Genomic DNA, 21,075 nt, shown 5'->3' on the forward strand with positions numbered 1-21,075 from the left:
AGGGCCAGTACTTGTCCGATCCCTTGGCAAGCCGATCGTGCGGCAGAAAATGGCTTGCTGAAACGTTTAATCTACAAATGATGTGCACGTTACTCGATAACCTGCGAACAAAGAAGCCCTTTAGTGTCGGACAATTGCGACAATGGTCGCCTGCGCCAATGGCACAGGATCGGCGACAATGACCGGTCAGGCTTCGCGCCCGCCCCGGCATATAACAAGGAAAATCTGGTGAAACTCAGCGATATAGCCCGTCTGGCCGGTGTCTCCGTGACCACCGCCAGCTACGTCATCAACGGCAAGGCCGAGCAGCAACGCATCAGCAATGCGACTGTGGAGCGTGTCCGCGCTGTGGTCGAAGCCCATGGCTTCACCCCCAATCCGCAGGCAGCCGGTCTGCGCAGCCGGCACACCCGGACCCTCGGTTTCATTCTTCCCGACCTGGAAAACCCCAGCTACGCGCGCATCGCCAAGCAGCTCGAGCAAGGCGCGCGGGCACGCGGCTACCAACTGCTGATCGCCAGCAGCGACGACCAGCCGGACAGCGAGCGGCAGTTGCAGCAACTGTTCCGCGCGCGGCGCTGCGATGCGCTGTTCGTCGCCAGTTGCCTGCCGCCGAGCGATGACAGCTACCGCGAACTGCAGGCCAAGGGCCTGCCGATCATCGCCATCGACCGCAGCATGGACCCGAAAGCCTTCTGCTCGGTAATCAGCGACGACCAGCCGGCCAGCCTGGAGCTGACCCGCAGCCTGCTGGCGCTGAAGCCTGCGAATATCGCCCTGATCGGCGCCCGCCCCGAACTCAGCGTCAGCCAGGCCCGCGCCAGCGGCTTCGACCAGGCCCTGCATGCCTTCACCGGCAAGGTCAGCCAGTACCAGGGCGAGGCGTTCAGTCGCGAATGCGGACGCCAGTTGATGAGCGAACTGCTGGCCGAACAGGGCGGCCTGCCGGATGCCCTGGTGACCACCTCCTACGTCCTGCTGCAAGGGGTGTTCGACGTGCTCTCCACCCGCCCGGCGGACTCGCGCGCCCTGCACCTGGGGACCTTCGGCGACACCCAGTTGCTCGACTTCCTGCCGCTGCCGGTCAACGCCATGGCCCAGCAGCACGGCCTGATCGCCGAAACCGCGCTGGAACTGGCTCTCGCCGCCGTGGAGCAGAAGCACTACCAGCCGGGCATCCATGCCGTGGCGCGAACCTTCAAGCAGCGGATCTTCAAGGGCTGACATGCGCCTGATCGACACCCACACCCACCTCGACTTCCCCGACTTCGACGCCGACCGCCACGACCTGCTGGCGGCGGCCCGGGCCGGCGGGGTGGAGAAGATGGTGGTGCTGGGGGTGTATGCGGCCAACTGGCAGCGGGTGTGGGAGCTGGTCAAGGCCGAGCCGACGCTGTATGCGGCCTTCGGCCTGCACCCAGTGTATCTGGACGAACATCGACCGCAGCACCTGACCGAGCTGGGCGACTGGCTCACCCGGTTGCGCGGCGATCCACAGCTGTGCGCGGTGGGCGAGTTCGGCCTGGATTACTACCTGGAGGCCCTCGATCGCGAGCGCCAGCAGGCGCTGTTCGAGGCCCAGCTGCAACTGGCCGCGGACTTCAAACTACCGGCGCTGCTGCACGTGCGCCGCAGCCATGCCGCGGTGATCGCCACCCTCAAGCGCTTCAGGCTGGAGCGCGGCGGGATCATCCATGCCTTCGCCGGCAGCTACGAAGAAGCGCGGGAGTACATCAAGCTAGGCTTTCGTCTCGGCCTCGGCGGCGCGGCGACCTGGCCCCAGGCCCTGCGCCTGCACAAGGTGCTGCCGCGCCTGCCGCTGGACAGCGTGGTGCTGGAAACCGATGCCCCGGACATGGCGCCGGCGATGTTTCCCGGGGTGAGGAACAGCCCGGTACATCTGCCGCAGATTGCCGGGGCGCTGGCCGGGATCATGGGCATCGAGACGGCGACGCTGGCCGAGGCCAGTAGCCGCAATGCCTGTGAGCTGTTTGGCTGGCAGTGATGCTGGTCAGACGCGGAACGCCCCGATCAACTGCTTCAACTCCATCACCTGTGAGCTCAGCTGCCGGCTGGCATCCTCGGTCTGGTGCGCGCCCTGGGTGGTGTGCTCCGCGGCGCGGTTGATCTGCACGATGTTCTGGTCGATATCATGGGCCACCGCGGTCTGCTGCTCCACCGCCGCGGCGATCTGCTGGTTCTGGTCGACGATCATGCCGATCGCGCCAAGGATGTTTTCCAGCGCCTGCTGCACCTGCTGCGACTGGCTCACCGTGCCCGCGGCCATCTGATGGCTGCTGTCCATCGCCCGCACCGCCGCGCCGACGCCGTTCTGCAGGCGCGAGATCATCTCGTCGATTTCCCCGGTGGACTGCTGGGTGCGCTTGGCCAGGGTACGCACTTCATCCGCCACCACCGCGAAGCCACGCCCCTGCTCCCCCGCCCGCGCCGCTTCGATGGCGGCGTTGAGGGCCAGCAGGTTGGTCTGCTCGGCGATGCTCTTGATCACTTCCAGAACCCGGCTGATGGCCTGGCTGTCGCTGACCAGCTGGTTGATCACCGCTACCGACTGATCGATTTCCTTCGCCAGCCCGGCGATGCTGCCCTGCTGCGACTCCACCAGGCTGCGACCGGTTTCGGTTTCGCTGTTCACGCTGTGGGCGCTGCTCACCGCCGCCGCGGCGCTGCGCGCCACTTCCTGGGCGGTGGCCGACATCTGGTTCATCGCCGTGGCCACCTGCTCGATCTGCCCGCGCTGGCCACTGACCGCCTGGTTGCTGCGCGACGACACCTGGTGCACCTGCTCGGCCTGGCGCTCCACTTCGCTGACGGTACGGCCGACCTTCTCGATCAGGTCGTGGATGCGCTTCACCGTGCCGTTGAACATCTGTCCCAGCTCGCCCAGCTCGTCGCGACTCTGCACCTCGTAGCTGACCGTCATGTCCCCCGCCGCTACCTTGTCCATGACCTCGCCGAGGCTGGTCAGGGTGTTGCGGGTCGAGGCATAGAAGCCACTGTAGAGATAGACCACCAGCAGGAACACACTGGCCAGGGCCACCACCAGCAGGATCATGTGGCTGCGGTACTCGCCCAGGCGCGCCTGCAGTTGCTGGTCGAGGAAGGCCAGGGTGGACTCGTTGAGTTCATAGGTGCGGGCCATCAGCTCGCTGGTCTGCTTGTAGAAGCTCGCCCAGGGCGCATCCAGGGTTTCCGCCACCACCACCTGGTTCTCGAACAGCTCCGAGGCCTGCTTCAACGAGGCCTGGCTGGCCGCCGCCTGGTCGCCGAGACGGGACTGGGCCTGGCGGTCGTTCGACAGGGCTTCCTGGATCTTCAGGGCGTAGTCGGCGGAAAGCTTCTCGATCTGCAGCAGCAGGTCTTCGAAGCGGGCACTGGCGGTTGAATTGATGAAGCCCTGGCCCAGGGAATAGGAACCCATGGCACGACCTTCACCGAGTGCCTGGGTGACCTGCGGGGTGACCGTGATCAGCAGTTCGCTCAACTGGCGCATGGCGCCGTCGACATCCTGGCTCAACCCGGACTGACTGGCGATCAGGCGCGGCAGGTTCTGCGCCGGGGTCTGCAATTTGTCGAACAGCGCCACCTGGGTCTGCAGCGAGGTCTCGCCGAGGGCTGCGCGCAAGGCCTCGAGCAGTTCATCGCGCTTGTCGACGAACGCCTTGCCCAGCGCTTCGTCGCTGTGCACCGGCTGCAGCGCCGTCAGCCTGGCCTGGACCTGCTGGCCAAGGCTGGCGATCCGCGCCTCGACGTCCTCGGCCTTGCCCGACTGGCCGAGCACGGCGTTGATCTGCACCAGGTTGTCCAGGGTTTCCAGATCGCCGCGCACCGCCAGGCTGCCGCGCAGCAGGTCGAGGCTCTGCAGCTCGATGCGGGTGGCATTGAATTTGGCGTAGGAATCACGGACCAGATAGAAGTTGGTCACCAGCATGGGCAGGAAGAACAGGACACTGATCAGGCTGAACTTCATGCCGAAGCTCAGGCGATTCATCAGCGCAATGGCCGGACGCAGCAGGCTCTTCACTGGTCGTCTCCTTCGATTTCTTATTGTTGTCAGGCGCAATAGCAGTTAGCCATTGGCGACGCTCCTGCACTTGTATAGCGCATATCGAAGGGAGGCTTTGTAACTTAAGGTAAATGACTTGCCGGTCACCGATCGGGACCGCTCTGCGGTCCCGGAAATCTCACCCCAGCACGGTCCACAGGGCAAAGAACGCATACCACAGCACCGCCGAGCGCAGCAGCAGCTCCCAGAGCTTGTCCAGCCCCGCCAGCCCTTCCTCGCCCACCGGGGCGGTCGCCGGCAACTCCGCCGCCGCATGCCCGGCAATGGTGATCAGCCGCGGCGCGGCGATATGCCAGTTGAGCAGTTCGTGGAGCATCACCCGGCTCACCGCGACGAAGTTGCCGACCAGGGCGAAGCTCGCCGCAAGCACCCGCACCGGCGCCCAGTCGAAGGCATGCCGCAGCTGCCGCGCGCGTTCCTGCAGCGCCGGGGTACGCGCGTTGTCGGCGGCCAGCGCCAGCAAGCGATAGGCCAGCGCCGCCGCGGGACCGAGCAGCACATACCAGAAGATCACCGCGAAAAAGCTCTGGCAGGCATCCCACAGCAGGTGCGCCTGAACCTTGTGCAGCAGGCTCTGCTCATCGTCGGCGAGCACCTGCAGGTCGCGCTCGGCGACATGCACCGCGGCCTGCTCGTCACCCCGCCGCCAGGCATCGCGGAACGGCCCGAGCGCGGCCTTCACATCACCGCGGCCCAGGCTGTAGATCAGCACCAGCAGATGCACCGGCAGGGCCAGCAGGCCATAGGCCACCGGATCCAGCACATGCAGCAGCAGCGCCAGCAACGCCACCGGGGCCAGCACCACGATCGCCAGCACCCACCAGGGATGGGTCTTGCCGGTACGCTCCAGGCGCGCCAGCTCCGTCAGGAAAAAACCGTCACGTTGCAGGCGAGCCCGCAGGGCGGAAAACTTCTCCACCCAGAGCACCAGCAACAACACCAGGAAAGTCATCGATTCAGTTCTCCTTGTCCCGCAGGGTGGCGCGGTAACGGGCCCAGTCGAAAGCCGGGCCGGGATCGGTCTTGCGTCCGGGGGCGATATCGCTGTGGCCGCAGATGCGCTCGCCGTCGAGCGCCGGCCAGGCCGCGCGCAACTGCCGGGTCAGGCACTCCAGCGCCCGGTACTGGGCATCGCTGTAGGGCAGCTCGTCGGTGCCCTCCAGTTCGATGCCGATGGAAAAGTCGTTGCAGGCCTCGCGCTCGCCGAAGCGCGACACGCCGGCATGCCAGGCGCGGTCAAGGCAGGAGACGAACTGGGTCACCGCGCCGTCGCGCTCGATGAAGAAATGCGCGGACACCCGCAGGTCCTTGATGGTCTCGAAAAACGGATGCTCGGCCGGATCGAGACGGTTCTGGAAGAACGCCTGGACCTTGCCGGTGGCGAATTGCGCGGGCGGCAGGCTGATGTTGTGGATCACCAGGAGAGCGATCGCTTCGCCATCCGGACGCGCGTTGAAGTTGGGGGAAGGGCAATGGGTGACGCCAGCGAACCAGCCTGTGGTGCGATCCAGCTGCATAGAAAATCCTGAAACACGGGGGCACCGCAGCAGTATGCCCCGAGCCGGCCGGGTCTGTATCGTTAAAAAGTGTGAGGTGCCTCAGTGACGATCACCCTTGAGCTGGCTGACCACGGAGTCAAGGGCACGATCGAACAACAGGCTGTCGTCGAGCAGGCTGACATCCCCGCGCTGCAAGGCCAGCGCCAGGCCCGTGGCGCTCCACTCGCGGACCTTCATCCCGCTGCGGTTGACGAAGACATAGCGGTCGCTGTCGTCGAACAGGGCGATCAGCTTGCAGCGCAGCGGCTCGTCGTGGTCATGCAGCTCGATCCAGGTGCCAGGTTGCAGCTGGCGCACCCTGAGCAGTTGCGGGTCGTCCTCGGCCAGGCATTCGTCGCTGTCGCACAGCGGCCAGTCTTCCGGCCCGCGCAGGACGATCTCGTCACGCACCAGCACGCGCTCGGTGCCCGGCTGCCCCTCACCGCCCTCGCCCGCCGGAGCGAAGGCACCGACATGCAGCGCCTCGAGGGCGGCGAAGAATTCGCTGGTGGCGAAGGGATCGAAAACCGCGCCACCCAGCCCCTCGCGCAACGCCTTGAGCAGACCCGGCACCCGCTCCAGCAGCAGCTGGCGATCGTCCGGCTGCTCCAGCGGGCCGACACTCCACAGCAAGGCGTCCATGGTCGCCAGGGCGTCGTGCCAGGGCGCCGAGTGCTCGCCGTGCTTGAGCCACGCCAGCAACAGCACCTGGCTCCAGGCATCCTCCAGCACCCGCACGACGATGCGCGGCAACTGCCGGCCCTGCAGCCGGCAATTGAGTTCGTGCTGCACCCGACCGCGGGCATGCTCGGTGAGCGCGCGGCCTTCCTCGGCATCCCGGGTGCGCTGCTCCAGCAGTTCGGCGCGGCGGCGTTCGTCGTTGTTGAAAGCCAGGAAATCGTTGAGCAGTTCGCCGAAGATCGCCGGATCGTCGCTGAAATCGTCGAGCAGGCGCTGCACCAGCATGTCCACATGCTGGTACAGGTGATCGCGCTGCTGATCGTCGCGCCTGTCCCAGCCCATGGCGGCCGCGGCCAGCTCATTGAGCAGGCGCCGCGCCGGGTGGGTGGCACGGCTGAAGAAGCGCTTGTCCAGCAGCGCCACCTTGAGCAGCGGGATCTGCAGGCGCCCGATCAGCACCCGCAGGGAATGGGGCAGGTTGCGGTCGCCGAGAATGAAATCGAAGAGCATGGCGATCAGGTTGATCACGTCCTCGTCGCAGGCCTCCAGGCGCCGATCGCTGCCGCTCTGCACGCTGAGGCGGGTCAGCAGTTGCTCGAGGTGATGGCGCAGGTCGAAATCCTCGTGCTCCAGCTCGACGGGCACGTACTGCTGCAGGTGGGTCAGCAGGCGCAGCAGGTCGCGGCCGCTGACCGGACGCGCCGGGCCGCCGCCCAGCCGCGGATTCAGGCGCCCACGCACCGGGCGCAGCAAGGACTGCAGGGAGGAAAACACCGCCTGGGTGTTGGCATCGAGCGCTTCGACCTCGGCCTCGGCATCCGCCTCGTTGGCCGGCGCGCGGATCTCCAGCACCGCGCGGTCCTGGGCGCGCCGCCGGGGCACGACCTTGAGCTCGGGAAGAATGCCGGTGGCGATCAGCAACTGGTTGGCTTCGCCGTAGAGCTGGTCGGCCTCGCGCAGTACATAGCGCTCGAACAGCTTGAGCAGGACCAGCTTGACCTTGATCCCCACCCCCAGGCTGCGCCCGGCGCGCAGGAAGTATTCACAGAGCAGGGCCGGGCCCAGCGGGTTGTTCTGGTCGTTCAGCCGCTGCTGCACCAGGCTGTTGAAGCGCAGGGTCAGCTGGCCGAGGGCGAAACCGTCACGGGCCAGGACCCGGGCGACCATGCCATCCACCGCCACGGTGCGCTCCAGCTCGTCGCTGGCCACCAGGCTCAGGGTGTCATGGGCAGGGGTGCGAGCCGGCAAGGCGGCCAGCGGGTCGCCGTGACCGACCTCCATGAAGGCGGCATAGAAACTGTCGAGAAAACCGCGCTCGATGCTTTTGCGCTTGTGCCGCAGGTCGCGCATGGCCTCGAAGAGCAGGTTCTGCTCCTTGTCGCTGGCGGCCTTGTCGGCCATTTCGAAAAGCGTGTCGTCGGCGTTGTCGAACAACACCTGGAGGGACTGGCGCAAATGCAGCGCGGCCTTGTCACGCACATGCAGCAGAGCGACCGGCAGACGAGCCAGGGGCGGGTGCGACGCCTGAATGGCGACGCTGCGCAAGGGCAGCACCTTCCCGTCTTTTTGCATCCCGGACTCCTTGCAGGGGGGTGGCTTTCGAAATCGTCAAAGGCATGACGTCAAATATCGGTCGCGCATTATCTGGAAAAAATATCCCGTTCGCCAGAGGTACAATGCGCGGCACTCCAGCCTTTTGTAGACCCCCATTCCCGCCAAAACGCTCAACTTTCCCGACCAAAGGCGCACCGTCGCTGCAACGCCCGCTGGCTGCTGCGCTCCCGCCCCCGCCTGCCCTATAATCCCGGCCACTTAGCTTGTGGAGCTTGTCATGCCGAACCTACGCCTCGCCGATCTGACCGCCGAAATCGAAGCCAACGTGCGCCGTGCGTTGCAGGAAGATATCGGCAGCGGCGACATCACCGCCCAACTGATCCCCGCCGAACGCCTGGCCAAGGCCACCATCATCACCCGCGAAGACTGCGTGATCGCCGGAACGGCCTGGGTCGACGCGGTCTTCCGTCAGCTCGATCCGCGGGTGGCGGTGCACTGGCAGGTCCAGGACGGTGAGCGCGCCGTGGCCAACCAGGCGCTGTTCCACCTGGAAGGCCCGGCCCGCTCGCTGCTGACCGGCGAGCGCAGCGCGCTGAACTTCCTGCAACTGCTGTCCGGCGTGGCGACACGCGCGCAGTTCCTCGCCGACCAAGTCGCCGATACCCAGGTGCGCCTGCTCGACACCCGCAAGACCCTGCCCGGCCTGCGCCTGGCGCAGAAGTACGCGGTCACCTGCGGCGGCTGTCACAACCACCGCATCGGCCTGTTCGATGCCTTCCTGATCAAGGAAAACCACATCGCCGCCAGCGGCGGCATCGCCGAAGCCATCAGCGCCGCGCGCCGCATCGCCCCGGGCAAGCCGGTGGAAGTCGAGGTGGAAAGCCTGGATGAGCTGCAACAGGCCCTCAATGGTGGCGCCGACATCATCATGCTCGACGAACTGAGCCTGAACGAAATGCGCGAAGCGGTACGCCTGACCGCCGGCCGCGCCAAGCTGGAAGCCAGCGGCGGGATCAACGAAAGCACCCTGCGGGTGATCGCCGAGACCGGCGTGGACTACATCTCCATCGGGGCGATGACCAAGGATGTGAAGGCGGTGGACCTGTCGATGCGCCTGAGTCTCTGAGAAATCCCGAAAGCGACGCGGAACCCGTTCCCACCGGCTCCGCGTTCGCCCTTGCTGTCTCTTCGCGGCATGTCGCAATCCGACACTCCCAGGCCGCAACCGCATCAATTCCCACTCCTCCCCCCGCGTTAAGGTAGCCCCGCCGGAACGCCTGAGCCGGCCAATCACTACACACGTAGAGGCACGTTCCTTGAAGCGGCCCTGATTCGCCCCGTCGCTGCTTCGTCTCTGCCTTCAATGGACCCATCAACAAGAGCAGAGTATGTCGAGCCTGAACGACTCCGGCAGCGGACAGCTGTCCACCGGTTTCAAACCCCGTCACGTCACCATGTTGTCCATCGCCGGGATCATCGGCGCCGGACTTTTCGTCGGTTCCGGCCACGCCATCGCCGCCGCCGGCCCCGCGGTGATCCTCGCCTACCTGGTAGCCGGTACCCTGGTGGTGCTGGTGATGCGCATGCTCGGTGAAATGGCCGTGGCCAACCCCGACACCGGCTCCTTTTCCACCTACGCGGAAAAGGCCATCGGCCCTTGGGCCGGCTTCACCATCGGCTGGCTGTACTGGTGGTTCTGGGTACTGGTGGTGCCCATCGAAGCACTGGCCGCCGGGCATATCCTCAACCAGTGGTTCCCGCTGATCGACAGCTGGATCTTCGCCCTCGCCTCGGTGGTGCTGCTGAGCATCACCAACCTGTTCGGCGTGGCCAAGTACGGCGAGTTCGAATTCTGGTTCGCCCTGCTCAAGGTCACCGCCATCATCCTGTTCATCGGCTTCGGCGCGGCGGCACTCGGCGGCTGGGTGCCGAACCATGAAGCCAGCGGCCTGTTCAGCCTGATGGAAAACCACGGCGGCTTCGCCCCCAACGGCATGACCGCGGTAGTGGGCGCCTTCATCACCATCATGTTCAGCTTCATCGGGACCGAGTCGGTGACCATCGCCGCGGCGGAATCGGGCGAGCCTTCGCGCAACATCGCCAAGGCCACCCGCTCGGTGATCTGGCGCATCGGGGTGTTCTATCTGCTGTCGATCATGGTGGTGATTTCCGTGGTGCCCTGGAGCGATCCGCAACTGGCCGAGGTCGGTTCCTACCAGCGCGCCCTGGAGCTGCTGCAGGTGCCCCATGCCAAGCTGATCGTCGACCTGGTGGTGCTGGTGGCCGTGACCAGTTGCATGAACTCGTCGATCTACATTGCCTCGCGCATGCTGTTTTCCCTGGCCCGACGCGGCGATGCGCCAGCGGCCACGGCACGCACCTCGGGCAACGGCGTGCCACGCAACGCCGTGCTGGTGACCGCGTTCATCGGCGCCTTCATCGCCGCGCTCAATCACTTCGCCCCGGCGAGCCTGTTCGATTTCCTGCTCTCCAGCTCCGGCGCGATCGCCCTGCTGGTGTACCTGGCCATCGCCATTTCCCAGTTGCGCATGCGCCGTCGCCACGGCAACGCCCTGACTCTGAAGATGTGGCTGTTCCCGTGGCTGACCTACGGCGTGATCCTGTTCATCTCGGCGGCCCTGGCCGTGCTGCTGTTCACCGAAGACCATCGCGCCGAGGCGACCAGTACGCTGATGCTGGCGATGGGCGTGTCGTTGCTGGGGATCGTGATCTGCCGCAAGCGCGGCAAGGAATCGGAGGTGGGACTGGAACGCGCGTACTGAAGACTCGCGTGAAATGAAAAACCGCGAAGGGCCTGGCCCTTCGCGGTTTTTTTCGATCAGAACGAAGCGTTGGCCAGGCCGTCGAGGTAACGCTCGACGTCCAGCGCGGCCATGCAGCCGGCACCGGCAGAGGTGATCGCCTGGCGGTAGACGTGGTCGGCCACGTCACCGGCGGCGAACACACCTTCGATGTTGGTCGCGGTGGCGTTGCCTTCACGACCGCCGGCCACCACCATGTAGCCGTCCTTCAGCTCCAGCTGGCCTTCGAACAGCGAGGTGTTCGGGGTATGACCGATGGCGATGAACACGCCGTCGACCGTGATCTCGTCCGAGCTGCCGTCGTTGTTCTTCAGGCGCGCACCGGTGACACCCATGTTGTCGCCCAGGACTTCGTCCAGGGTGGCGTTGAGCTTGAGCTCGATCTTGCCTTCGGCAACCCGGGCGTGCAGCTTGTCGATCAGGATCTTCTCGGCGCGGAAGGTTTCGCGACGGTGGATCAGGGTCACCTTGCTGGCGATGTTGGCCAGGTACAGCGCCTCTTCCACCGCGGTGTTGCCGCCACCGACCACGGCGACCGGCTTGTTGCGGTAGAAGAAGCCGTCGCAGGTGGCACAGGCCGACACGCCCTTGCCCATGAACGCTTCTTCCGAAGGCAGGCCCAGGTAGCGGGCGCTGGCGCCGGTGGCGATGATCAGCGCGTCGCAGGTGTAGGTGCCGCTGTCGCCCTTGAGGGTGAACGGCTTCTGCTGCAGGGCGACTTCATTGATATGGTCGAAGACGATTTCGGTCTCGAATCGCTCGGCGTGTTCCTGCATGCGTTGCATCAGCGCCGGGCCGGTCAGGCCATGGGGATCGCCCGGCCAGTTGTCGACTTCGGTGGTGGTGGTCAGCTGACCGCCAGCCTGCATGCCGGTGATCAGCAGCGGCTTGAGGTTGGCACGGGCGGCATAGACCGCGGCGCTGTAACCGGCAGGGCCGGAACCGAGGATGATGACGCGAGAATGACGTACTTCGGACATGACACGCTCCTGTCGGGCTGGCACTTGCTGGCCAGCCCGGTGACACCGGGATCGCCGGTGAAATTAAAAAAGAACCCGCAAAGCCTTGGGGAAGGCCTGTGGCTGCGGGTTCTGAAAACCGTTGCAGCGAGGCCTTACAGGCTCTTGGCGTTTTCCGCCAGGTAATCGGCGACGCCCTGGGCGTCGGCCTTCATGCCTTTCTGGCCTGGTCGCCAGCCGGCGGGGCAGACTTCGCCATGTTGCTCGGTAAATTGCAAGGCTTCGACCAGACGGATCATTTCGTCCACTTCGCGACCCAGCGGCAGGTTGTTCACCACCTGGTGCTGCACCACGCCTTGCTGGTCGATCAGGAACGAAGCGCGCAATGCCACGCCGTCATCGTGCTCGACGCCATAGGCGCGGGTGATCTCGTGCTTGACGTCGGCGACCATGGTGAACTCGACCGCGCCGATGCCACCCTTCTCCACCGGCGTGCTGCGCCAGGCGTGGTGGGTGAACTGCGAATCGATGGAGACGCCGACCACTTCCACACCCAGTTCGCGGAAGCGCGACATGCGGTTGTTGTGGGCGATGATTTCCGACGGGCAGACGAAGGTGAAGTCCAGCGGCCAGAAGAACAGCACGACGTATTTGCCGCGCAGCGAGGAGAGCTTGAAGCTGTCGACGATCGAGCCATCGCCCAGGACCGCCGCCGCATCGAAATCAGGGGCTTGCTTGTTGACCAGAATACTCATGGGAACTCCTTGAGAACCGTGGATTCGAAGGCGTTGAAAAAGAATGTGCGCACTGTAGCGAGGGGCCAGAGATTAAGGAAATATCCTTAAACAATCCACCTCATAGACCGGCTCTATACAGCCCGTCATTGTTCAGATCTTTTCCTATGAGTGGCCACCCGGCGCATTTGTTACACACCGTTTCTCTGCCCTCGAGCGGCTTTCGTCCCGCCGGCAAACTCGGTAAGGTCGGCGCGTTTTCCATCCCCCGGAGCTCCTTATGCAAGCCCCTGTACTATCCGGCCCGCAATACCTGCGCGAAGGCCTGAAGCTGGTCCTCAGTCCCGGGCTGCGCCTGTTCGTGCTGCTGCCCCTGGCGATCAACCTGCTGCTGTTCGTCGGCCTGGTCTACCTGGCCGGACATCAGTTCGCCCTGTGGGTCGACGCATTGATGCCGAGCCTGCCCGACTGGCTGAGTTTTCTCACCTACATCCTCTGGCCGCTGTTCGTGGTGCTGGTGGCGCTGATGGTGTTCTTCAGCTTCACGATGCTGGCCAACGTCATCGCCGCGCCGTTCAACGGCTTCCTTTCGGAAAAGGTGGAAGTGGTGGTGCGCGGCAAGGACGACTTCCCGCCGTTCAGCTGGGGTGAACTGATGGCCATGGTGCCGCGCACCTTCGGTCGCGAACTGCGCAAGCTCGGCTACTTCGCGCCGCGGGCGCTGGGGTTGTTCATCCTGTCGTTGATCCCGGTGGTGAACGTCGTCGCCGCACCGCTGTGGCTGCTGTTCGGTATCTGGATGATGGCGATCCAGTACATCGACTACCCGGCGGACAACAACAAGATGAGCTGGCAGGACATGCTCGCCTGGCTGCGCAGCAAGCGCTGGCAGTCGCTGGGCTTTGGCGGGATTACCTACGTCGCGCTGCTGGTGCCTTTCGTGAACATCCTGATGATGCCGGCGGCCGTCGCCGGGGCGACGTTGTTCTGGGTGCGGGAACGAGAAGGACGCTGATCACCAGCGCAGCAGGCGTGGTCCCAGGGCCGCGCCTGCCAGGGTCGGCACCAGGATGCCCAGCAGGTACCAGATACCCCAGAACGGCACACCCATTTCCGGGCAATGCAGGCAGTAGGCGAGGGTCGCCGTGGCACCCGCCAATAGCCCCCCCGCCGCACCGGCCTGGCGCAGGCGAGTCGGCGCCAGGCCACGCAAGGCCCAGAACACGCCGATGAACACCGGCAGCGACAGCAACGCGATATTCAGCGTGCAGGTGCGCCAGGTGCGGCCGAAGATCAACTCGCTACGCGCCTCCGGCGCGGCACCGGCAAGGCTCAGCGCCGCTCCCAGCCAGACCAGGAGCAGCGGTAGCCCGAGCAGCAGCCAGACACCACCACCCTTCACCCCCGGCCGCGACAGTCGCCGGTTCAGCCAGATCGCCAGCACGGCCAGGCTGCCCGGCAGGGCCACCTTGGCCCAGAACAGCGGCGTACGTGCGACCTCGCCCAGATCGGCGCGCACACCGTAGAGGGAAATGGTCAGTAGCAGGGCGGCCAACCCGCCGCCCAGCAGGGCGATCCCCAGGCGTCGCAGCAAGACGCGGCGATCCACCGGGCCTTCGCCGCTGGCCAGCAAGTTGATCAGTTCATCGGTGTTCATCGTTACCTTTACCTCGAATCAAGCCCGCCAGCGCCTTCAGCCCGCGGTGGATGCCGACCTTGACCGCCGAACTGGACAACCCGGTGAGTCGCGCCGCCTCCTCCACCGAAAGCCCCTCGACCTTGACGTGCACGATCGGCAGACGCTGGCGCTCCGGCAGTTGCAGGAGCAGCTTGCCCAGATCACGCCTGGCCGAGGCCGACTCCGTGTCGCCCTCGGCAAACAGTTCGCCGTCATCGTCCAGCGGGTCATGCAGTGCATCACGGCGGGCGAACCCGCGAAAATGATCGGTCAGCTTGTAGCGCGCAATGGCCTGTACCCACACGGTCAGTGGCTGCTCGGCGTGATAGGTGTGTCGAGCATTGTGCACTGCCAGCAACACCTCCTGCAGCAAATCCTCGATCTCGTCCGGACACTGAGCCAGGCGGCGGCGCAGGAAACCGCGCAGATGAATGGCCAGGGCAGCGAGAAACTCGCGGTAAGCCGCCGCTTCGCCATTCATGCCGCGCAGCAGCAAGGCCCGCAGAGCCGCCTCGCGCTCGCTCAGTACATCCTGTGAAGTAGTTCGTCGCATCGATCGCCCTGGTTACATCCATGGGGAAATTTCGTTTATGGCCTCCCGGCCTGTCGTGACCGGGAAACGTCGCCAAGGGGGAGCACATTAGAAGCCCGCCGAACAAACCTCAAAAAAAAACTTGCGCAGGCTGTAACCAATTTCCCTCAGGCAACGAACTACTCCTCGAGCCACCGGTACATCACCCTGGCCTTCCTATCTCGTGGAGACTGCATCATGAAAAGCCTCACCCTGACCGCCGCCGCCCTGGCCCTCGCCACCCTCGCCGGCAACGCAATGGCCGACGAAACGAAAACCGACCAGGGCGTCGCCATGGAGAAATGCTACGGCGTGGCCATGGCCGGCAAGAACGACTGCAAGGCCGGTGCCGGCACCACCTGCGCGGGCACCTCGAAGAAAGACTACCAGGGCGATGCCTGGAAGCACGTTCCCGCCGGCACCTGCACCTCGATCAAGACGCCCAATGGCATGGGTTCGCTGACCCCGCTGAAGTCCTGACCCGGAGCGCCGACCATGAACAGGTATGACCGACTGGGCGCCGGACTGGGGCTGAAGGCGGAGCACTACGCCGAAGCAGCGGAGTGTGCCGCCGAGGGCCTGTGGTTCGAGGTCCATCCGGAGAACTACATGGTCGGCGGTACCCGTCGAGCCTGGCTGCAGCGGATCGGCGAACGCCATCCGCTGTCGCTGCACGGCGTCTCGCTGTCGCTGGCGGCGGACGCCAGCCCTGATTCCGAACATCTGCGGCGCCTGCGCGAGCTGGTGGATCTGCTAGATCCGGTCCTGGTCTCCGAGCACCTGGCCTGGTCGACCTGGCGCGGCAGCTATCACCCCGACCTGCTGCCCTTCCCACGGACCGACGAGGCGCTGGCGCGCATCGCCGACAATGTCCAGCGCACCCAGGACGCACTGGGTCGACGTATCGCAGTGGAAAACCCCAGTCATTACCTGCGCCTGGACGGACATGCCTGGGACGAGATCGATTTTCTCGTCGAACTCACCCGTCGCACCGGCTGCGCGCTGCTGCTGGACATCAACAACGTTCATATCAGCGCCCACAACCTCGGCTACGACGCCTGCGCCTGGTTGCAGCGGGTACCCGCCGCGGCCATCGCCGAAATCCACCTGGCCGGCTTCAGCCCTGACGAGGCCGGTACCCTGCTGATCGACTCCCACGCCGCGGCCATCGCCGAACCGGTGTGGGCGCTGTATCGGCAACTGATCCAGCGCATCGGTCCCCGTCCCACGCTGATCGAGCGCGACGATGCCATCCCCGCATTCGCCGAGCTGCTGGCCGAACGCGACATCGCCCAGACCGTGCTCATGGGCGCGAAGGAGCACGCATGAACCTCTCCCTCGGTCAATTTCAGGATGCCTTCACCGAGGCGCTCTACCAGCGCCCCGCCCCGGCCCTGCAGGACCTCAGCGCGCAGCCGGCATTCGCCGTCTACCGCAACACGGTGCTGAAGGGCTGCGTGGATGCTCTCTGCGCCAACTTTCCCGCGGTCGAACGCCTCGTCGGCACGCCATGGATGCGCGCGGCCGCCAGCGATTACGCGCTGCGCTCGCCACCCACCGATGTCCGCCTGGTGCTCTACGGCGCGGCATTCCCGGCATTTCTCGAGCAACTGGAAAACCTCGATGAATGGCCCTGGCTGGCGGATGTCGCCCGCCTCGACCACGACTGGCTGACGGCTTTCTGCGCGCCCGACGAAGCGCAACTGACCTTGGCCGCACTCGCCGGGCACACCGCCAGCGACCTGAGCGAGCGCTGCCTGGTACCGCGGCGAGGCGTCCGCTGGCGCTGGTTCGAGACGCACCCGGTCTACAGCCTGTGGCAGCACAGCCGCGACGGTCTGGACTGGAACGACGATATCCCCTGGCAAGGCGAAGGCGCGCTGCTGGTCGGTAGCCCGGAGGGGGTCAGTCATCAGCTGCTGGAAAAAGGCGCCTGCACCTTTCTCGAGGCCTGCGCCAGCGGTCACGGCCTCGACCAGGCCTCGACCCTGGCCCTGCAAGTGCAGGCCGATCTCGACTTCACCGACCTGCTCGGCCGCCTCCTGCGCGCCGGCGTATTCCGCTCACTTGCCCTCGCTTGAAGGAGTCCCGTCATGGACATCGCCCACCCGACATCGCCCCGTCCGCAGTCACGCTACAACCAACTGGCCGACTTCGCGCAACGCGCGCTCAGCGAGTCTCTGCTGTATCTGGTGGCACGCCTGGGAATCGCCTCGGTGTTTTTCCTCTCGGGACGCACCAAGGTCGAAGGGCTGCTGAGCCTGACACCGAGCACCTTCGAACTGTTCCGCAGCGAGTTCATGCTGCCACTGATCCCACCAAACATCGCAGCCTATCTGGCGACCTATGCGGAACACCTGTTCCCGCTGCTGCTGGTGCTGGGGCTGTTCACGCGCCTGTCAGCGCTGGCCCTGCTCGGCATGACCCTGGTGATCGAGATATTCGTCTATCCGGACGCCTGGTCCACTCATCTGTCGTGGGCCGGCCTGCTCTTGCTGCTGGTCGCGAGGGGCGGGGGCGGCTGGTCGCTGGACCGGCTGCTGCGGATTCGCTGAAAACAACGGCCGGCGCCTTGCGCGCCGGCCGTTACTGTCGAGGCTTACTTCAACTGATTGGAAAACTGCCCAACCGCATTCACTACCTTCTGTGCCCCATCCTGAATCTCGGTGATCACCGTACCGGTCTGCCCGGCCAGCTCCAGGCCCTGCTCGGCCTGACGCTTGCTGCTGTCGATGATGTCCACCGCGGCCTTGGCCAGCTGTTCGTTCTGCTGCACCACCCGGGCGATTTCCTCGGTGGCGGTGCTGGTGCGCGAAGCCAACTGGCGTACTTCGTCGGCGACCACGGCAAAGCCGCGACCCTGTTCACCGGCGCGAGCAGCCTCGATCGCGGCATTGAGCGCCAGCAAGTTGGTCTGCCCGGCGATGTCACTGATGGTCTTGATGATCGAGCCGATCACCTGAGACTGCTTGTCCAGTGCCTGGATGCCGTCGGCCGCGTCCTGCATGTAGGTTTCCAGGCCGCGCATCACCTCGACGGTCTGGGTCACCACGGAAGTGGCGCGACGTGCGCTGCTGTCGGTTTCCAGGGAGGTGGTGTAGGCGATATCGGCAGCCTGGGCGACGGCGTTCTCCTGGTTCACCTGATCGGTGATCACGGTGGCGAACTTGACCACTTTATAAAGCACGTCGTGGGCGTCGATGATCGGGTTGTACGAGGCTTCCAGCCATACGGTACGGCCATGGGCGTCGACGCGCTTGAAGCGCTCGGCGACGAATTCGCCACGGCGCAGCTTTTCCCAGAACGCCTGGTAGGCGGCGGAGTTGTACTCCTCCGGCTCGCAGAACATGCGGTGGTGTTTGCCGCGAACCTGCTCGAGGGTGTAGCCCATGGTCCGCAGGAAGCGGTCGTTGGCGCTGAGCACTTCACCGTTGAGGTTGAACTCGATCACCGCGGTCGAACGCATCAGCGCGTTGATCAGGCTTTCGTTTTCGCGAGACGTCTCGATGGTGCGGGTCAGGTCGCTGGAGTGCATCGTGAAGTACTTGATACGCCCGTTGCCATCCCTGACCGGCTGCAGGATCGAGCGCAGCCAGGCTTCCTCACCGTTGCCGCGGAGCAGACGGAAGGCACCATTGAGATGCTCGCCACGGGCGATGGCCTGTTTCATGCGCTGGTAGAAATCCAGCGGTTTGACATGGGCGGGGACGATTTCCTCGATATGACGACCGACCAGTTGCGAGTTGCTGTAGACCATTTCCTTTTCGAAATTGATGTTCACCGACTCGATGCGCCCGTTGGGGTCCAACTGCAGCACCAGCATCTCGCTGTCCAGGCTGTCCTTGACCTGTTCAAGGCTCATCAGCCGCTCGCGTAACTCGTCGTTTTCTTTTTTCAGTTTGCTGTTGAACATCACCGCTCTCCTGGAGCGCTAGCATCATCGGGAATGCCTACTGCATCGGCTGGCGGGCAGCCATTCTTGAGGCATAAAACGGGAATATTTCGCAGGCCGACACCGCCGGGAATCGGGCGTCACGTATTTGTCATGCGAGTGTCATCCAGGCGCAATTTCGCCGCTCGACACTGGGCACCATGACGACACTCCCGTTGCACATCACCCTCATCAGTGAAACCTTCCCACCGGAAATCAACGGCGTGGCCAATACCCTCGGCCGTCTCAGCGAAGGCCTGCGCCAACGCGGCCATCGGGTGGAACTGGTGCGACCGAGGCAGAGCGACGATCCGCCCGGGCAGCCCGACACCGACCAGTTGCTCTGCCGTGGCTGGCCGTTGCCCGGCTACCCCGGTCTGCAGTGGGGCCAGGTGTCGATGCACAAACTGCTGCGACGCTGGCGGCGCGACCGCCCGGACGTTCTGTACATCGCCACCGAAGGCCCGCTGGGGCTGAGCGCCCTGCGGGCGGCGCGACGCCTGGGCATTGCCGTGGTCAGCGGCTTCCACACCAATTTCCAGCAGTATTCCAGCCAGTACGGCCTCGGCCTCCTGGCGCGGGCGCTGACCCACTACCTGCGCTGGTTCCACCACCGCACCCACAGCACCCTGGTGCCCAGCCCGAGTCAGCGGCTGTCCCTGGAGCGGCGTGGTTTCGAGCGCCTGGCCCTGCTCTCCCGGGGTGTCGACAGCAGCCTGTTCAGTCCGGCGCGACGCAATCCGGCGCTGCGCGAACAGTGGGGCCTGGGCAACGATGACATCGCCCTGCTTTACGTCGGCCGCCTGGCCGCGGAAAAGAACCTGGGCATGCTCGGGCGCACCCTCGAAGAGCTGCAGCGCAACTATCCGAAACGGCGCATGCGCCTGGTGATCGTCGGCGACGGGCCGCAATGGGCGGCGCTCCAGACGCAACTGCCGGACGCCATCTTCTGCGGCCCGCAGCGCGGCGCGCAGTTGGCCGAACACTATGCCTGCGGCGATATCTTCCTGTTCCCGAGCCTCACCGAAACCTTCGGCAATGTGGTGCTGGAAGCGCTGGCGTCGGGTCTGGGGGTGGTCGCCTATGACGAGGCCGCCGCGGCCCAGCACATTCGCCACGGGCATAATGGTGCGCTGGCCATGCCTGGCGACGCCGCAGCGTTCATCGATGCCGCCTGCTGGCTGCTGGAAGACAGCGAAACCCTGCGCCGGGTACGCCTGAATGCCCGCCAGCACGCCAGCCGTCAGGGCTGGCCGGCGATCGTCGAGCAGTTCGAGATGCACCTGCGCGGGGCCTGCGAACCCTTGCGCGCCGGACCGGCCGGGCGCAACGAGTCCGGCCTGCTGGTCAAACCAGGCTCGTCAGCGCCTCACGGCTGAACGGCAGGATCTCTTCCTCGCGGCCATCGCGGACCTTGGCCGCCCACTGTGGATCGACCAGCAACGCGCGTCCCACCGCTACCAGGTCGAACTCCTCGGCGTTCAGCCGCTGCAGGAGGTTTTCCAGGCTCGCCGGCTGCGCCACCTTGTCGGTATCGACCATGAACTGCAGGAACTCGCCATCCAGGCCGACGCTGCCGACGGTGATGGTCGGCTTGCCGGTGAGCTGGCGGGTCCAGCCGGCGAGGTTGAGCGGCGAACCTTCGAATTCAGGCTCCCAGAAGCGTCGGGTCGAGCAGTGGAAGATATCCACACCGGCATCCGACAGCGGCTTGAGGAAATCGGCCAGGGCTTGCGACGTGGTCACCAGACGCGCGGTGTAGTCCTGCTGCTTCCACTGGGAGAAACGGAAGATGATCGGGAAGTTCGGGCCGACCGCGGCGCGCACGGCCTGGATCAGCTCGATGGCGAAGCGCGAACGGCCGGCCAGGTCGCCGCCGTATTCATCGGTGCGGCGGTTGCTGGCGTCCCAGAAGAACTGGTCGATCAGGTAGCCGTGGGCACCGTGGATTTCCACGCCGTCCATGCCGATGGCCTGGGCGTCCTTCGCGGCCTGGGCGAAGGCGGCGATAACCTCCTGGATGTCCTCGCGGGACATGCCGTGGACGACCACCTGGCCATCCTTGATTTTCTCGCTCGGGCCATAACCCGGCACGCTGGCATCCGGCTCGGTGCCGAGACGACGCACCGCGCCCACATGCCAGAGTTGCGGGACGATACGCCCACCTTCGGCATGGACCGCGTCGACCACCTGCTTCCAGCCGGCCAGGGCGTCTTCACCGTAGAAGCGCGGCACGTTCGGGTAGCCGTTGGCGGCCTTGTGGCCGACCGTGGTGCCTTCGGTGACGATCAGGCCGACACCGGCGGCGGCGCGACGGCGGTAGTACTCCACCACCTCGGCGTGCGGCACGCCGCCGGGGCAGAAGGTACGGGTCATCGGCGCCATGACCACACGGGTCGGCAGCTCCAGGGCGCCCAGTTGGAAGGGGGTGAACAGTGCGTTGACGGACATGTGGCGCTCCTCGGGATGAAAGGCGCCTGAGCATAGGATGGGGGGTATGGCGCGACGAGTACTATTGATCTG

20 protein-coding genes and 1 pseudogene are annotated in these 21,075 nt (G+C 65.3%); 10 read left to right on the plus strand and 11 right to left on the minus strand.

All coding sequences use genetic code 11. The features are described from left to right. Nucleotides 1-228: 228 nt before the first annotated feature. Together cra and RTI28_RS04610 are read left to right on the plus strand one after the other, a co-directional pair. Nucleotides 229-1,224 carry a catabolite repressor/activator gene (cra, locus tag RTI28_RS04605; RefSeq protein WP_316919335.1) on the plus strand — a complete coding sequence of 332 codons (996 nt, stop codon included), beginning with the start codon at nucleotides 229-231 and terminating at the stop codon, nucleotides 1,222-1,224. A 1-nt stretch (nucleotide 1,225) separates the two neighbouring features. Beyond that, complete coding sequence (locus RTI28_RS04610; RefSeq protein WP_316919336.1) at nucleotides 1,226-2,005, plus strand: TatD family hydrolase; 780 nt, start codon at nucleotides 1,226-1,228, stop codon at nucleotides 2,003-2,005. A 6-nt stretch (nucleotides 2,006-2,011) separates the two neighbouring features. Here RTI28_RS04610 and RTI28_RS30230 read toward each other — a convergent pair whose 3' ends face one another. The 5 genes and pseudogenes from RTI28_RS30230 to RTI28_RS04630 all read right to left on the minus strand — a co-directional run bounded on the left by RTI28_RS30230 (nucleotide 2,012) and on the right by RTI28_RS04630 (nucleotide 7,875). Then, nucleotides 2,012-2,887 (minus strand): methyl-accepting chemotaxis protein, encoded by an 876-nt coding sequence (locus tag RTI28_RS30230; RefSeq protein WP_410478957.1) that lies wholly within the window; start codon nucleotides 2,885-2,887, stop codon nucleotides 2,012-2,014. Further along, nucleotides 2,867-4,009: pseudogene (locus RTI28_RS30235) on the minus strand (HAMP domain-containing protein); the annotation flags it as partial. The pseudogene RTI28_RS30235 and the gene RTI28_RS30230, both read right to left, overlap by 21 nt. Nucleotides 4,010-4,202: 193 nt before the next feature. Next, the gene (gene ampE, locus RTI28_RS04620; protein WP_316919338.1) at nucleotides 4,203-5,036 is read right to left on the minus strand and encodes a regulatory signaling modulator protein AmpE; all 834 of its coding nucleotides are present in this window, start codon (nucleotides 5,034-5,036) and stop codon (nucleotides 4,203-4,205) included. Nucleotides 5,037-5,040: 4 nt separating this feature from the next. Further along, nucleotides 5,041-5,601: a 1,6-anhydro-N-acetylmuramyl-L-alanine amidase AmpD gene (gene ampD / locus RTI28_RS04625; protein ID WP_316919339.1), complete on the minus strand. Its 561-nt coding sequence runs from the start codon at nucleotides 5,599-5,601 to the stop codon at nucleotides 5,041-5,043. Nucleotides 5,602-5,682: 81 nt separating this feature from the next. Then, nucleotides 5,683-7,875: a DUF1631 domain-containing protein gene (locus RTI28_RS04630; protein WP_316919340.1), complete on the minus strand. Its 2,193-nt coding sequence runs from the start codon at nucleotides 7,873-7,875 to the stop codon at nucleotides 5,683-5,685. 259 nt (nucleotides 7,876-8,134) lie between these two features. Between RTI28_RS04630 and nadC the strand changes: the two genes are divergently transcribed. Both nadC and RTI28_RS04640 read left to right on the plus strand, forming a co-directional pair. After that, nucleotides 8,135-8,983 (plus strand): carboxylating nicotinate-nucleotide diphosphorylase, encoded by an 849-nt coding sequence (gene nadC / locus RTI28_RS04635; protein WP_316919341.1) that lies wholly within the window; start codon nucleotides 8,135-8,137, stop codon nucleotides 8,981-8,983. A 262-nt stretch (nucleotides 8,984-9,245) separates the two neighbouring features. Further along, nucleotides 9,246-10,640, plus strand: coding sequence for an amino acid permease (locus RTI28_RS04640; protein WP_316919342.1), 1,395 nt, complete (start codon nucleotides 9,246-9,248; stop codon nucleotides 10,638-10,640). A 56-nt stretch (nucleotides 10,641-10,696) separates the two neighbouring features. Here the strand turns inward: RTI28_RS04640 and trxB are convergent, their stop codons facing one another. Both trxB and RTI28_RS04650 read right to left on the minus strand, forming a co-directional pair. Next, complete coding sequence (gene trxB, locus RTI28_RS04645; RefSeq protein WP_316919343.1) at nucleotides 10,697-11,659, minus strand: thioredoxin-disulfide reductase; 963 nt, start codon at nucleotides 11,657-11,659, stop codon at nucleotides 10,697-10,699. Between the two features lie 134 nt (nucleotides 11,660-11,793). Continuing rightward, nucleotides 11,794-12,393 carry a peroxiredoxin gene (locus tag RTI28_RS04650; protein WP_042120946.1) on the minus strand — a complete coding sequence of 200 codons (600 nt, stop codon included), beginning with the start codon at nucleotides 12,391-12,393 and terminating at the stop codon, nucleotides 11,794-11,796. A 259-nt stretch (nucleotides 12,394-12,652) separates the two neighbouring features. On the opposite strand from RTI28_RS04650, the gene cysZ reads away from it, so the two are divergent. Next, the gene (gene cysZ, locus RTI28_RS04655; protein WP_316919344.1) at nucleotides 12,653-13,387 is read left to right on the plus strand and encodes a sulfate transporter CysZ; all 735 of its coding nucleotides are present in this window, start codon (nucleotides 12,653-12,655) and stop codon (nucleotides 13,385-13,387) included. On the opposite strand, the gene RTI28_RS04660 is transcribed toward cysZ, so the two are convergent. Beyond that, nucleotides 13,388-14,029, minus strand: coding sequence for a DUF1109 domain-containing protein (locus RTI28_RS04660; protein WP_316919345.1), 642 nt, complete (start codon nucleotides 14,027-14,029; stop codon nucleotides 13,388-13,390). Next, nucleotides 14,016-14,603, minus strand: a complete 588-nt coding sequence (locus tag RTI28_RS04665) for a sigma-70 family RNA polymerase sigma factor (RefSeq protein WP_316919346.1) — start codon at nucleotides 14,601-14,603, stop codon at nucleotides 14,016-14,018. The genes RTI28_RS04660 and RTI28_RS04665 overlap by 14 nt, the downstream gene beginning before the upstream one ends. 216 nt (nucleotides 14,604-14,819) lie before the next feature. Here RTI28_RS04665 and RTI28_RS04670 point away from each other — a divergent pair, with 216 nt between their 5' ends. Genes RTI28_RS04670 through RTI28_RS04685 form a run of 4 tightly spaced genes read left to right on the plus strand, consistent with a single transcriptional unit; the run spans nucleotide 14,820 to nucleotide 17,176 of the window. Then, the gene (locus tag RTI28_RS04670; protein ID WP_316919347.1) at nucleotides 14,820-15,101 is read left to right on the plus strand and encodes a DUF2282 domain-containing protein; all 282 of its coding nucleotides are present in this window, start codon (nucleotides 14,820-14,822) and stop codon (nucleotides 15,099-15,101) included. Nucleotides 15,102-15,116: 15 nt separating this feature from the next. Then, nucleotides 15,117-15,950 carry a DUF692 domain-containing protein gene (locus RTI28_RS04675; protein WP_316919348.1) on the plus strand — a complete coding sequence of 278 codons (834 nt, stop codon included), beginning with the start codon at nucleotides 15,117-15,119 and terminating at the stop codon, nucleotides 15,948-15,950. After that, complete coding sequence (locus RTI28_RS04680; RefSeq protein ID WP_316919349.1) at nucleotides 15,947-16,702, plus strand: DNA-binding domain-containing protein; 756 nt, start codon at nucleotides 15,947-15,949, stop codon at nucleotides 16,700-16,702. Before RTI28_RS04675 ends, RTI28_RS04680 begins: the two co-directional genes overlap by 4 nt. 12 nt (nucleotides 16,703-16,714) lie before the next feature. Next, complete coding sequence (locus RTI28_RS04685) at nucleotides 16,715-17,176, plus strand: DoxX family protein (RefSeq protein WP_316919350.1); 462 nt, start codon at nucleotides 16,715-16,717, stop codon at nucleotides 17,174-17,176. Nucleotides 17,177-17,220: 44 nt separating this feature from the next. Here the strand turns inward: RTI28_RS04685 and RTI28_RS04690 are convergent, their stop codons facing one another. Next, entirely contained in the window at nucleotides 17,221-18,534 is a 1,314-nt protein-coding gene (locus tag RTI28_RS04690; RefSeq protein WP_316919351.1) for a PAS domain-containing methyl-accepting chemotaxis protein, read from the minus strand. Between the two features lie 179 nt (nucleotides 18,535-18,713). Here RTI28_RS04690 and RTI28_RS04695 point away from each other — a divergent pair, with 179 nt between their 5' ends. After that, nucleotides 18,714-19,931 carry a glycosyltransferase family 1 protein gene (locus RTI28_RS04695; protein WP_316919352.1) on the plus strand — a complete coding sequence of 406 codons (1,218 nt, stop codon included), beginning with the start codon at nucleotides 18,714-18,716 and terminating at the stop codon, nucleotides 19,929-19,931. Here the strand turns inward: RTI28_RS04695 and RTI28_RS04700 are convergent. After that, the gene (locus RTI28_RS04700; RefSeq protein ID WP_316919353.1) at nucleotides 19,900-21,003 is read right to left on the minus strand and encodes an NADH:flavin oxidoreductase; all 1,104 of its coding nucleotides are present in this window, start codon (nucleotides 21,001-21,003) and stop codon (nucleotides 19,900-19,902) included. The genes RTI28_RS04695 and RTI28_RS04700 overlap by 32 nt on opposite strands. Nucleotides 21,004-21,075: the final 72 nt, after the last annotated feature.

It is taken from the genome of Pseudomonas sp. zfem002, from assembly GCF_032621685.1.
GTDB lineage: Bacteria > Pseudomonadota > Gammaproteobacteria > Pseudomonadales > Pseudomonadaceae > Aquipseudomonas > Aquipseudomonas japonica.

Coding starts and splice junctions, on each gene's coding strand:
- RTI28_RS04610 (WP_316919336.1), top strand. CDS start 1,226: ATGCGCCTGATCGACACCCACACCCACCTCGACTTCCCCGACTTCGAC.
- RTI28_RS30230 (WP_410478957.1), bottom strand. CDS start 2,887: ATGTTCAACGGCACGGTGAAGCGCATCCACGACCTGATCGAGAAGGTC.
- ampE (WP_316919338.1), bottom strand. CDS start 5,036: ATGACTTTCCTGGTGTTGTTGCTGGTGCTCTGGGTGGAGAAGTTTTCC.
- ampD (WP_316919339.1), bottom strand. CDS start 5,601: ATGCAGCTGGATCGCACCACAGGCTGGTTCGCTGGCGTCACCCATTGC.
- RTI28_RS04630 (WP_316919340.1), bottom strand. CDS start 7,875: ATGCAAAAAGACGGGAAGGTGCTGCCCTTGCGCAGCGTCGCCATTCAG.
- nadC (WP_316919341.1), top strand. CDS start 8,135: ATGCCGAACCTACGCCTCGCCGATCTGACCGCCGAAATCGAAGCCAAC.
- RTI28_RS04640 (WP_316919342.1), top strand. CDS start 9,246: ATGTCGAGCCTGAACGACTCCGGCAGCGGACAGCTGTCCACCGGTTTC.
- trxB (WP_316919343.1), bottom strand. CDS start 11,659: ATGTCCGAAGTACGTCATTCTCGCGTCATCATCCTCGGTTCCGGCCCT.
- RTI28_RS04650 (WP_042120946.1), bottom strand. CDS start 12,393: ATGAGTATTCTGGTCAACAAGCAAGCCCCTGATTTCGATGCGGCGGCG.
- cysZ (WP_316919344.1), top strand. CDS start 12,653: ATGCAAGCCCCTGTACTATCCGGCCCGCAATACCTGCGCGAAGGCCTG.
- RTI28_RS04660 (WP_316919345.1), bottom strand. CDS start 14,029: ATGAACACCGATGAACTGATCAACTTGCTGGCCAGCGGCGAAGGCCCG.
- RTI28_RS04665 (WP_316919346.1), bottom strand. CDS start 14,603: ATGCGACGAACTACTTCACAGGATGTACTGAGCGAGCGCGAGGCGGCT.
- RTI28_RS04670 (WP_316919347.1), top strand. CDS start 14,820: ATGAAAAGCCTCACCCTGACCGCCGCCGCCCTGGCCCTCGCCACCCTC.
- RTI28_RS04675 (WP_316919348.1), top strand. CDS start 15,117: ATGAACAGGTATGACCGACTGGGCGCCGGACTGGGGCTGAAGGCGGAG.
- RTI28_RS04680 (WP_316919349.1), top strand. CDS start 15,947: ATGAACCTCTCCCTCGGTCAATTTCAGGATGCCTTCACCGAGGCGCTC.
- RTI28_RS04685 (WP_316919350.1), top strand. CDS start 16,715: ATGGACATCGCCCACCCGACATCGCCCCGTCCGCAGTCACGCTACAAC.
- RTI28_RS04690 (WP_316919351.1), bottom strand. CDS start 18,534: ATGTTCAACAGCAAACTGAAAAAAGAAAACGACGAGTTACGCGAGCGG.
- RTI28_RS04695 (WP_316919352.1), top strand. CDS start 18,714: ATGACGACACTCCCGTTGCACATCACCCTCATCAGTGAAACCTTCCCA.
- RTI28_RS04700 (WP_316919353.1), bottom strand. CDS start 21,003: ATGTCCGTCAACGCACTGTTCACCCCCTTCCAACTGGGCGCCCTGGAG.